This is a genomic window from Pseudomonas sp. FSL R10-2189, from assembly GCF_009600325.1.
GTDB lineage: Bacteria > Pseudomonadota > Gammaproteobacteria > Pseudomonadales > Pseudomonadaceae > Aquipseudomonas > Aquipseudomonas helleri.
In genome coordinates this window covers 92,416-103,777 of the sequence record NZ_WIVZ01000001.1, presented here as the reverse complement: position 1 = coordinate 103,777, position 11,362 = coordinate 92,416, and the positions used below count along the sequence as shown (strand labels likewise).

Sequence of the window (11,362 nt, the reverse complement as noted above, 5' to 3'; positions counted from 1 at the left end):
GCGGTCACGGCATAATGCGCGGTGACGCAATTCATTGAGCGAGCAAGGCGGCCGTCGTGTTTAAGAAAACCCTGTTCCAGCTGCACTGGTTTTTTGGAATAACCGCAGGGCTGGTCCTGGCCCTGATGGGCATCACAGGCGCGACCGTGTCGTTTCAGGACGAGATACTGGACTGGCTCAATCCGACCGTGCTCAAGGTCCAGAAGCTCGACGGCGGCGTGCTGCCGCCTGCCGAACTGGTGCATAAAGTCGAGGCCACCGAAGGCAAACAAGTGGCCATGATTTGGGGCGGCATTGACACCGACAGCGCCTCGCGTATCTTTTTCACCCCGCCGCCGGGCGAACGCCGTGGCCAGGTGCGCTATGTCGACCCGTACACCGGCGACTACCAGGGCGAGGTCTCGGGCCTCGGCTTTTTCAACCTGATGCTGCAACTGCACCGTTTTCTGGCCATCGGTGATACCGGCCGCCAGATCACCGGGGCCTGCACCCTGATGTTGCTGTTCTTCTGCCTGTCGGGCTTGTACCTGCGCTGGCCGCGCAAGGCATTGAACTGGCGCGCCTGGTTGACCCTGGACTGGGCGAAAAAAGGCCGCAGTTTCAATTGGGACCTGCATGCGGTGGCCGGCACCTGGTGCTTGATCTTTTACCTGTTGGCCGCCCTGACCGGCTTGTCCTGGTCCTACGAGTGGTACAACAAAGGCCTGCAAAAACTCTTCTCCGACAGCCCCCACAGCGAACAACGCAAAGGCGGGCGCGGCGGGCCGCCGAATGCCGGTGGCGCACCGCTGGTGGCTGATTATGAAGCGATGTGGGCCAGTATCCAGAAAGCCGCCGGGCCTGACCTGAGCCAGTTCAACATCCGCATGCCCCCTGCTGGCGGCATGCCTGCGACGGTCTATTACCTGTTGAAAACCTCGCCCCATGAGCGAGCCCTCAACCAGATCACCCTCGACCCGGCCACCGGCGTGGTGAAGCGCGTCGATCGCTATGACGAAAAAAGCTACAAGGCGCAATTGCTGACCAGCATCTACGCCCTGCACACCGGCAGCTACTGGGGTATTACCGGGCGCGTGCTGGTCACCGTGGCGTCCCTGACCATGCCGCTGTTCTTTATTACCGGCTGGTTGCTGTACCTGGACCGTCGGCGCAAAAAGCGTCAGGTCAAACAGGCGCGTCAGGGCTTTAGCGACACCCAGAGCGATGCGCCGTCCTGGCTGATCGGCTTTGCCAGCCAAAGCGGTTTTGCCGAACAACTGGCCTGGCAGACTGCCGGGCAATTGCAGGCGGCAGGCTTGCCGGTGCGCGTCCAGCCATTGGCCGCCGTCAGCGAAGAAGACTTACAGCAGGCCAGCAATGCCTTGTTTGTTGTCAGCACTTTTGGCGATGGCGAAGCCCCGGACAGCGCGCGCGGCTTTGAACGCAAAATCCTCGGCCAACCGCTGAGCCTCAGCGCCCTCAAGTACTCGGTGCTGGCCTTGGGTGATCGCCAGTACCCGCACTTCTGCGGCTTTGCCACCCGTATCCAGCAATGGCTGGCAGAGCGTGGCGCGCAGTCGTTGTTCAGCCCGGTGCAGGTCGACAGTGGCGACCCCGAAGCCCTGCACCACTGGCAAGTGCACCTCAGCCAACTCACAGGCGCTGTGCCCGGCGCCAACTGGCAAGCGCCGAGCTACAACAACTGGACCCTTGAGCAACGGCAACTGCTTAACCCTGACAGCAGCGGTTCCGGGGTTTACCTGCTGGGCCTCAGCGCGCCTGACGCCAGCTTCACCTGGCAGGCAGGAGATCTGGTTGAGGTGATGCCAAGGCAATCGACGTGGGCGGTTGAACACCTGCTCGATGGGTTGGGCTTGTCGGCAAACACACCGGTGCATCTGGATGGCCTGCAAGAAACCCTCGCTCAAGCGTTGGCCAGCCGCCAATTGCCAGAGAATCGCGGGCACTTGGTCGGCCTCCACGCCCAGGCGCTGGTCGACGCCCTGATCCCGTTGAACATGCGCGAATACTCGATTGCCTCCATCCCCCAGGACGGCGTGCTGCAACTGATCGTGCGCCAGGAGCGCCACCCCGATGGCAGCCTGGGCCTGGGCTCAGGTTGGCTGACCGAACATGCACCACTGGGCGCTGCAATCAGCCTGCGGCTGCGGCGCAACAGCGGCTTCCACCTGCCTGCCGAACCTTGCCCGTTGATCCTGCTGGGTAACGGCACCGGGCTTGCCGGGCTGCGCAGTTTGCTCAAGGCCCGAATCGCCCAAGGCCAGCAGCCAAACTGGTTGTTGTTTGGCGAACGCAATGCGGCGCACGACTTCTACTGCCGCGACGAACTGCAAGGTTGGTTGGCCAGTGGTGAGTTGGCCCGACTGGACCTGGCCTTCTCACGAGACCAGGCGCACAAGGTGTATGTGCAAGACCGGCTGCGCGAGGCTGCCGATGAACTGCGTCGCTGGCTGGCAGACGGTGCGGCGATTTACATCTGCGGCAGCCTGAACGGCATGGCAGCGGGCGTGGATCAAACGCTGATCGACCTGCTCGGGGCTGATGCGGTGCAACAGCTGATCGAGCAAGGGCGTTATCGCCGGGATGTTTATTGATCAAAAATACCGCCCTGATAAAAGTCAGGGCGGTGTTTATGTGCCGAAATATTTTTATTTATTGCCTGATATTTTTGAAGATAAACACTGCGGCCTGGAACAATCGTTAGTATTCCTACACGCTTGGGTACAACTGTAGCCAGGGTGCTGTTTATTATTGGCGTCAATCAAGATGCACGTATCAGAAGTTCCTCCTTCAACTCGGCCATTGGCATTATTATCAACACCGATAAACAAACATAACGCCGAGCCGCCGCCAATCGGTAACATGTCACACCGCACCCCGCCCAGCAGCGCCGGGCCGCCATTGCACAGCGCGGCGCCATAAGCGGGGGCTACAATGCCAAGCAGAATAAATAAAGTGCTGGCTATATAGTTGATGACCGATCTTTTTATATTGCCTCTTCTCATAACTAGTCCCTTTGGCTAATACAAGCCTGAAATATTTCTGTTTTATAAGACTAGATTAAGAATCAAAAAATATTGTGTTCACACTTAATAAAGGAACTTTCTTACAGCTAGCTCTGTAATATCCACACTCAGTGGGCGGCAGTGAAGATTTAAACAACTACGCTGAACTTGGCACATCAACTTTTCACAGGAAAGTGAAACATGCTGCCACGCCTCACCCATGAGCAACGCCAGTTCGCCCGGCGTTTACGCGTCGAGCAAACCGACTGCGAGTTACGCCTTTGGCAAAAAATACGCGCCAGACAACTGCTGAATCTAAAATTCCGCCGCCAGCATCCTTGCCCGCCCTTTGTATTGGACTTCTATTGTGTTGAGTTGAAACTGGCCATAGAACTCGATGGCGGCCAGCATTTTGATGCGCAGTCGCTGGCCTACGACCGGCGTAGAACCGCTTACCTGCAAGGTCTGGGGATCACCGTGTTGAGGTTTGATAACCGGCAGGTGCCTGAACAAATGAATGAGGTAATGGAAGAGGTGTATCGCGTGGCCGGGCGAATGTTAAAAGCGCCCTCACCCCAGCCCTCTCCCTCCGGGTGAGGGAGCTGACCGGGTTGTTTCTGGATTCAATGGCACTACTTTCAGACTGTAAACATGCTCAAGCAACCCCCAATCGGTTCCTTCTCCCTCCGGGAGAGGGCTAGGGTGAGGGGCTTTTGCTCTCACGATTATTCGGGATGTTTCGCACAGCTTTGCCAATTGCTGCGTTTGCCGTACGGCGCCTATAGTCATCGCTCGCCCAAAAGGCGACCGGGTTTGGCGATCTGGGATGCTCAAGAATAATGCGTAATTGCTATATACGGCTGAGCGTGTATTTTGCTCGCTGTGCTTTATGGCTGCTGTGCGTGGGAGATCTTCGGATCTGCCGGGTTTTCTTGGGCTATACCGGTTCGCCAACCCGCGTACAGCGGCCACCTGTTTTTGTTTGGCGACGAAAGCGGATGGTTAAACTCTATGTCCAAGAGATTTACCCATGACTAACTCAACATACATCCCGCTTACCGCCATCGATTGCACCATCCCCGCCTTGCTGATCGACCGCAACGCCCCGCTTGACGTCTTGCACGCCAATGCCACCGCCCGCGTACTGGCGGTGACTCAACTGATGGAAACTTTCTCCAGTCGCGACGTGCAAGATGCCGACGCCATCGACCTCAAACAGCTCGCCACCACCGCCATGATCCTGCTGCGCGATGGCTGCGATCTGCTCAATGTCCTGGGCTGGCGTTTACAACCGAAATAAGCGAAATGGCTGGCCCTCCCCCCAAGCCACTCCCAGAGGGAAAGGGGGCTGACCGAGTCGTTTTCGACATCAGCGCCAAGGCCAGCAGACCGCAGCCAATCAACAGCAACCCCCAATCGGCTCCCTCTGCCTCGGGAGAGGGCTGGGGTGAGGGGCTTGCTTCACGCCTTGGCCGTTTCCAGCGCCATGTCCACGGGCTCCGGGCGTTTGATCAGGGCGTAGACCACTGCGGTCACCAGGCTACCGGCCACGATCGCCAGCAAATACAGCAAGGCATGGTTGATGGCATTCGGGATCAACAGCACGAACAACCCGCCGTGCGGCGCCATCAGTTTGCAGCCGAAGTACATCGACAACGCACCCGTCAGCGCACCGCCCACAACGCTGGCCGGGATCACCCGCAGCGGATCTTTGGCCGCAAACGGGATCGCGCCTTCCGAGATAAAGCACAACCCCAGCACCATCGCCGCCTTGCCCGCTTCGCGTTCGGTCTGGGCGAATTTGCGGCGTGCAATCAGGGTCGCGATGCCCAAACCAATCGGCGGCACCATGCCCGCTGCCATGGTCGCCGCCATCGGTGCATAACTTTGCGAGGCCAGCAAACCGACCGAAAACGCATACGCCGCCTTGTTGATCGGCCCACCCAGGTCGACACACATCATGCCGCCCAGCAACACGCCCAACAGGATCGCGTTGGTGGTGCCCATGCTGTCGAGGAAATGCGTCAGGCCTTCGAGCATGCCGGCCACCGGCTTGCCGACCACGTAGATCATCACCAGCCCGGTGAACAAGCTGGCAAACAACGGGATGATCAAAATCGGCTTCAGCGCTTCAAGGCTTTGCGGCAACCGCGCATAACGGCTGATCGCCTTGGCGCAGTAACCGGCAATAAAACCGGCAATGATCCCGCCAATAAAACCAGCCCCCAAGGTGCTCGCCAACAAGCCGCCAATCATCCCCGGCGCCAGGCCTGGACGGTCGGCAATCGAGTAGGCGATGTAACCCGCCAGCAACGGCACCATCAATTTAAAGGCCGCATCCCCGCCGATTTGCATCAGCGCCGCAGCCAGGGTGCCCGGCTCTTTATAAGCGGTAATGCCAAACACAAAGGACAACGCGATCAGCAAGCCGCCCGCCACCACCATCGGCAGCATGAACGACACACCGGTCAGCAGGTGTTTGTAAACGCCGGTTTTCTCTTGCTTGGCCGGTGCCGCACCGCCCGTTGCCGCGCTCTCTTGCCGACCTTCGGCCAGGGCTTTTTTCAGCGTGGCTTCGGCCTGCTTAAGCGCAATGCCGGTGCCGCAACGGTAGATTTTCTTGCCCGCAAAGCGCTCAGTCGGGACTTCAATATCAGCCGCCAACAGCACCACGTCCGCGTCGCTGATGGCCTGGGCACTCAACGGGTTGCGGGCGCCAACCGAGCCTTGGGTCTCGACCTGCAAGTCGTAGCCCAAGCGCTTGGCCGCCTGTTGCAAGGCTTCTGCCGCCATAAAGGTGTGCGCCACGCCCGTCGGGCAGGCGGTCACGGCAACAATTTTAGGCGCGTGGGCCTGCTCGGTAACCTCAGCCTCAACGCTGGGGGCGGTGTACACCTGGGCTTCGTTGACGCCACGCAGCAACACGGCTTCAACATCTTGCAGGGCCTGGGCCGGGCTGCTCTGGAAAACCCGTTTGCCAATAAAACGCTGCATGTCCAACGGCGTGCTGCTGACCACCAGCACCCACTCGGCTTCGTCGATGGTCGCCTTGGACAATTGACGTTCCGGATGCTTGGGATCATGCACTTCTACGCTGGTGCTCCAGCCCTGACGCTGCGCGGCGGCATCGAGCAAGCGGGCACACAGCACGCTGGTCACCATACCGTTGGGGCAGCCCGTCACAATGGCTAATTTCATGTGTATCCCTCTTATTCTTGTGCCAGGGCGCGGACGTTGACGCCGCTTTCGAGCGTCACTAACTGCAGCGCATCGCTGATTCCAAAACCGATCTGGGTGACCGCCAGCGCCGCAATCGCGGTTGCGCTGCGCAGGGTCTGTTCCGGGCTGTGGCCGCTGATCAGGCCGTGGACCATGCCCGCCAGCAGCGAATCACCCGCCCCGACCGTACTTGCCACGCGCACTTTGGGTGGCAGCGCTTGCAAGGGTTGAGTCCCGCGGCTGAACCAGTTCACGCCGTCCGCCCCGTGAGAAATCACCACATGGGAAATCCCCAGGGTCTGTAACTCGGTGGCAGCTGCGACTTGCGATGCCACGCTGCTGACCGGGTGGCCCAGCGCTTCACTGAGTTCTTCGGCATTCGGTTTGACCAGCCACGGGCCTGCACGCAAGCCTTCTTTCAAGGCTTCACCGCTGGTGTCCAGAATCACTTTGCAGCCCAAGGCTTTGAGGCGCAGCACCAATTCACGCAACCACTGCGCGCTGACGCCACGTGGCAAGCTGCCCGCCACTACCACCGCATCATGGCTGGCGGCAATGTGGTCGAGTTTGTCGAGCAAGGCGTGTTGCGCCAGATCGTTCACGTGCGGGCCGGGGCCATTGATGTCAGTGACGCGGCCATCGTCTTCGGCAAGCTTGATGTTGCTGCGGGTTTCGCCCGGCACGCGGATAAAGGCGTCGGCAAAACCACGGCGCGCAAACAACGCATTGAAGGCTTGCTGATTGTCTTCGCCCAGAAACCCGCTGACGGTCAGCGAGTGGCCCAGGTCAGCCAGCACTTGCGCCACGTTGAGCCCCTTGCCCGCCGCATGGCTGAGCAAGGCCTGGCTGCGATTGACTTCACCGGGTTCCAGGTGCGGCACGCGCACGGTCAAGTCCAGCGCCGGGTTAAGGGTGATGGTGAGAATTCTGGCCATTACAGGGCCTCTACCAATGCGCGGACTTCGTCCGGGCTGCCGACGCTCAGGGCCTGTTCGGCCAGTGTTTTAAGACGTTCCATGTTCAACTCACGTACTCGTGCTTTAACTTCAGGGATGCTGCGGGCCGAGACGCTGAGTTCATCCACACCCATGCCCACCAGCACCGGCACCGCCAATGGGTCGGCCGCCAATTCACCGCACACACCCACCCATTTGCCGTGGGCATGGGCGGCGCGAACGGTGATGTCGATCAGTTGCAGCACTGCCGGGTGCAAGCCGTCGGCTTGTGCCGACAAGGTCGGGTGACCACGGTCGATGGCCAGCGTGTATTGCGTCAGGTCGTTGGTGCCGACACTGAAAAAGTCGACTTCCTTGGCCAGTACCGGCGCCAGCAAGGCGGCAGAAGGCACTTCGACCATGATCCCCAACTGCAAGTCAGCCACCGGGATTTCCAGACGCAGACGCTCAGTCATGTCCCGCGCCGCACGCCATTCAGCCACGCTGCCGACCATCGGGAACATGATGCGCAACGGGCGGTTGTCAGCCGAACGCAACAGCGCGCGCAATTGGCTTTCCATGATCTGTGGGCGCTGCAAGGTCAGACGAATGCCGCGCACCCCCAGAAACGGGTTTTCTTCTTTCTCGATAGGCCAGTATGGCAGGGGTTTGTCGCCACCCACGTCCAACGTGCGCACCACCAAAGGTCGCCCATGCAGGTCGTCCAGCACACGGCGGTACTCGGCTTCCTGGGTCGCTTCATCCGGCGCCTGGGGGTGGGCCATGAAAATCAGTTCGGTGCGCAACAGGCCGATGCCTTCGGCGCCCTGCTCAACCGCGGCGGCCACGCCTTTGCTCTCACCAATGTTGGCGAATACTTCAACGGCGTGCCCGTCTAGCGTGACGGCCGGTTGATGGCGTAACTCCGAAGCGGCCAGCAAGCGCTGCTCACGGCTGTCACGTTCATCGAGGGCGCGTTGCAGGGCTTCCGCATCGGGGGCCACGTGCAAGCGGCCGCGCTGACCGTCAATCAACAATTGCGTGCCCGGCGCCAGCAACAACACGGCGTCACCGGCCCCCACCAGGGCAGGAATGCCCAAGGCACGCGCCACGATGGCGCTGTGGGCGGTCGCCCCGCCGCGTGCGGTCAAAATGCCCGCCACCCGCGCCGGGTCGAGGCGCGCCACGTCAGAAGGCCCGACTTCGTCCATCACCAACACGTAGGGTTGATCGGGTTCGGCCAGGGTTTCGACGCCACACAACTGCGCCAGCACGCGGCGACCAATGTCGCGCAAGTCCGCCGCACGCTCAGCCAGCAGAGCGTCCTGCAAGGACTCCTGCTGACGGGCCGCCGCTTCGATCACCGCCATCCAGGCGGCTTCAGCGCTTTCGCCCTGCTTGAGCCGCGAACCGACTTCATCGGTCAGTTCCGGGTCGTCGAGCATTTCCTGGTGGGTGATGAAAATCTCGCAAATGGCCTTGGACTGGCTGCGCTGGATCAGCGTTTCGATGTCCTGGCGCACCGCACCGATAGCACCGTGCAGACGCTCACGCTCAACCGCAGACGACTCGCCGCGCAGCGGGTAATCAAAGGTTTGCAGCACCTGAATGTGCGCCGGGCCGATGGCAATGCCCGGCGATGCCGCCACGGCATGGATCACGCTGCCGGCAGCCGGGGCCAGCACCACTTCAGCCATCTCGGCCAACACCGGCGCGTGTTCGGCTTGAAGTGCCAGTGGCTCGACTTCCTCGCCAAGGCCCTCTTCAACCGCCGCCAAAATGGCCGGCAAGGCGTCATTGGCGATGGTCGGTTCTGCGATAAATTCCAGCACCTGGCCACGACGGGCGCCGAGGCTGAGCAATTTGCTCAAGCTCTTGGCAGACACGGCGCTGCCCTCTTGGCCATCGAGGATGCGCACACGAATGTCGCCCTCAAAGCCCTTGGCCAATTGCGCGAGCACTTTGGCCGGGCGCGCATGCAAACCGTGGGCATTGGCCAGAGTGATGCGTGCACTCGGCCAATCGGCTGGCAACTCGCCGCCCAGGGCTTCGAGCACCGCACGACGACTGGTGGCGCGGCCCAACTCTTGGCCACGCCCTTCAATCAATAAGGCGCACAGACGCTCAAGCAGGGCCTGATGCGCTTCGCCCAAACTGGCCAGGCAGAACAGGCCGCTGAGCGGCTGGCCAAGGTAGCGAATGGGTTTGTCTGGGGTCACAAACGCCAGCCCCGGGCGTTTGACCGTTTGTTCGCTGTGCAGCCACCACAGGCCATCGCCCAGCGGCAGCGCTTCTGCCTGTTGCAGGACGGCGGCAAAACCATTGCTCACGCAATCGGCCTGGCGCAGTAAACGCGCACCGCGCCAAACCAGTTCTTCGAAGTCGTCGGCAGATACGCCAAGGCCGATCATCTGCGCGTCCAGCGCCAATTCTTGCGGGGCACCCTGGAGCAACTTGAGCAGCGCCTCTGGTGTGCTGGCACGGCGCAGGGCTTCACCCAGATCAGTTTCACCCAGCGCCCGGGTCAGCAGTTGCAACAGCCGCAAGTGTTCATCGGACTTGGCCGCAATCCCGATCGCCAAGTACACAATCTGCCCGTCGCCCCAGTCCACACCCTGTGGAAATTGCAATAAACGCACGCCGGTGGTGTGCACCAGGTCGCGGGTTTCAGGGGTGCCATGGGGGATCGCAATACCTTGCCCCAAAAAGGTTGAGCCTTGAGCCTCACGCGCCTGCAAGCCATTCAGATAACCTTCGGCCACCAAACCATCGGCGACCAGTTTATCGGCGAGTAAGTGCAGCGCCGCAGACTTGTCCACAGCCGTTTGGCCCATGGAAATCTGCTCTATGGTGAGCTCGAGCATGCGTTCTCCTTTTCCGACGCTCAATGGCGCACGGTATTGTTTTGAATTATGTCAGCTTAGGTCGCTCTCCCCGGAGTGTGTCAGCAGATGTGTGGCAAGCACCCTGCTGTCGTAGGAAAACACCCTAAATCACGTAGGCTGAATCGTTTAATCAAGAAAGAACGGCACGTTACTGCATAATCGCTCGCGCTTGAAGCCCAACCTGTCGGTTTGATCGATGTCAACCGAGCGATGTTGCAAAAAAATACAGTGACCACAAGGCAGACGATGATCGACTGCCGTAATCGGTTAGGATTGACCACAATGTCGACACGTACTACAAAAAATAAGGAATTTTCGGCGTGAAGCTCAGTGATATTGCACACCTGGCAGGGGTTTCGGTGACTACCGCCAGCTATGTCATCAATGGCAAGGCCGAGCAGCAGCGCATCAGCAGCAGCACGGTCGAGCGCGTACGCGCAGTCGTCGAGGCGCATGGGTTTACTCCCAACCCGCAAGCCGCAGGCCTGCGTAGCCGACACACGCGCACACTGGGTTTTATTCTTCCGGACCTCGAAAACCCGAGTTATGCACGCATCGCCAAGCAACTGGAGCAAGGCGCCCGTGCGCGTGGCTATCAATTGCTGATCGCCAGCTCCGATGACGCCCCCGACAGCGAGCGGCAGTTGCTCAAGCTGTTCCGTGCCCGCCGTTGCGACGCTTTGTTTGTGGCCAGTTGCCTGCCACCTGAAGATGACAGCTACCGCCAACTGCAAGACCTCGGCATGCCGATCATTGCGATTGACCGGACCCTCGACCCGGCGCGCTTCTGCTCTGTGATCAGCGATGACTGCGAAGCCAGCCTGCAACTGACCCGCAGCCTGCTCAAACCCCTGCCGCAACAAATCGCCCTGATCGGCGCACGTCCCGAACTGAGCATCAGCCAGGCGCGGGCGGCGGGCTTCAAGCAGGCTCTGGAAGGCTTTGAAGGTGAAATCCTGATCGAGCATGGCGCAGCCTTCAGCCGCGACTGCGGCCGGCGCATCATCGATGAGTTGCTGGAGCGTTTGGGGCATTTTCCTGAGGCGCTGGTTACAACCTCCTACGTGCTGCTGCAAGGCATGTTCGATGCCTTACTGGACCACCCTGATCAAACGCCGCCGCTGCGCTTGGCCACGTTTGGTGACACGCAGTTGCTGGACTTCCTGCCGTTGCCGGTCAATGCCATGGGCCAACAGCACCCGCTGATCGCTGAAAAAGCCCTGGAGCTGGCCTTGGCAGCCATTGAAGATCGGCGCTACGAGCCGGGCATCCGGGCCATTGCGCGTACTTTTAAACAGCGCATTCAGTAGGTTGGCTG

General features: G+C 60.3%; 7 protein-coding genes. 4 read left to right on the top strand and 3 right to left on the bottom strand.

The features are described from left to right. Nucleotides 1-56 precede the first annotated feature (56 nt). From GHO32_RS00475 to GHO32_RS00465, 3 genes are all read left to right on the top strand, one after another. Entirely contained in the window at nt 57-2,594 is a 2,538-nt protein-coding gene (locus GHO32_RS00475; RefSeq protein WP_368668313.1) for a PepSY domain-containing protein, read from the top strand. A 612-nt stretch (nt 2,595-3,206) separates the two neighbouring features. After that, nucleotides 3,207-3,602, top strand: coding sequence for an endonuclease domain-containing protein (locus GHO32_RS00470; protein WP_153336932.1), 396 nt, complete (start codon nt 3,207-3,209; stop codon nt 3,600-3,602). A 433-nt stretch (nt 3,603-4,035) separates the two neighbouring features. After that, the gene (locus tag GHO32_RS00465; RefSeq protein WP_123751314.1) at nt 4,036-4,305 is read left to right on the top strand and encodes a short-chain dehydrogenase; all 270 of its coding nucleotides are present in this window, start codon (nt 4,036-4,038) and stop codon (nt 4,303-4,305) included. 161 nt (nt 4,306-4,466) lie between these two features. Here GHO32_RS00465 and GHO32_RS00460 read toward each other — a convergent pair whose 3' ends face one another. Genes GHO32_RS00460 through ptsP form a run of 3 tightly spaced genes read right to left on the bottom strand, consistent with a single transcriptional unit; the run spans nt 4,467 to nt 10,023 of the window. Beyond that, on the bottom strand, nt 4,467-6,203 hold the full coding sequence (locus tag GHO32_RS00460; protein WP_153336931.1) for a PTS fructose-like transporter subunit IIB: 1,737 nt from the start codon (nt 6,201-6,203) through the stop codon (nt 4,467-4,469). An 11-nt stretch (nt 6,204-6,214) separates the two neighbouring features. Further along, the gene (gene pfkB, locus GHO32_RS00455) at nt 6,215-7,159 is read right to left on the bottom strand and encodes a 1-phosphofructokinase (protein ID WP_153336930.1); all 945 of its coding nucleotides are present in this window, start codon (nt 7,157-7,159) and stop codon (nt 6,215-6,217) included. Continuing rightward, nucleotides 7,159-10,023 carry a phosphoenolpyruvate--protein phosphotransferase gene (gene ptsP, locus GHO32_RS00450; RefSeq protein ID WP_153337865.1) on the bottom strand — a complete coding sequence of 955 codons (2,865 nt, stop codon included), beginning with the start codon at nt 10,021-10,023 and terminating at the stop codon, nt 7,159-7,161. The genes pfkB and ptsP overlap by 1 nt, the downstream gene beginning before the upstream one ends. 341 nt (nt 10,024-10,364) lie before the next feature. Between ptsP and cra the strand changes: the two genes are divergently transcribed. Then, complete coding sequence (gene cra, locus GHO32_RS00445) at nt 10,365-11,354, top strand: catabolite repressor/activator (RefSeq protein ID WP_278942152.1); 990 nt, start codon at nt 10,365-10,367, stop codon at nt 11,352-11,354. Nucleotides 11,355-11,362: the final 8 nt, after the last annotated feature.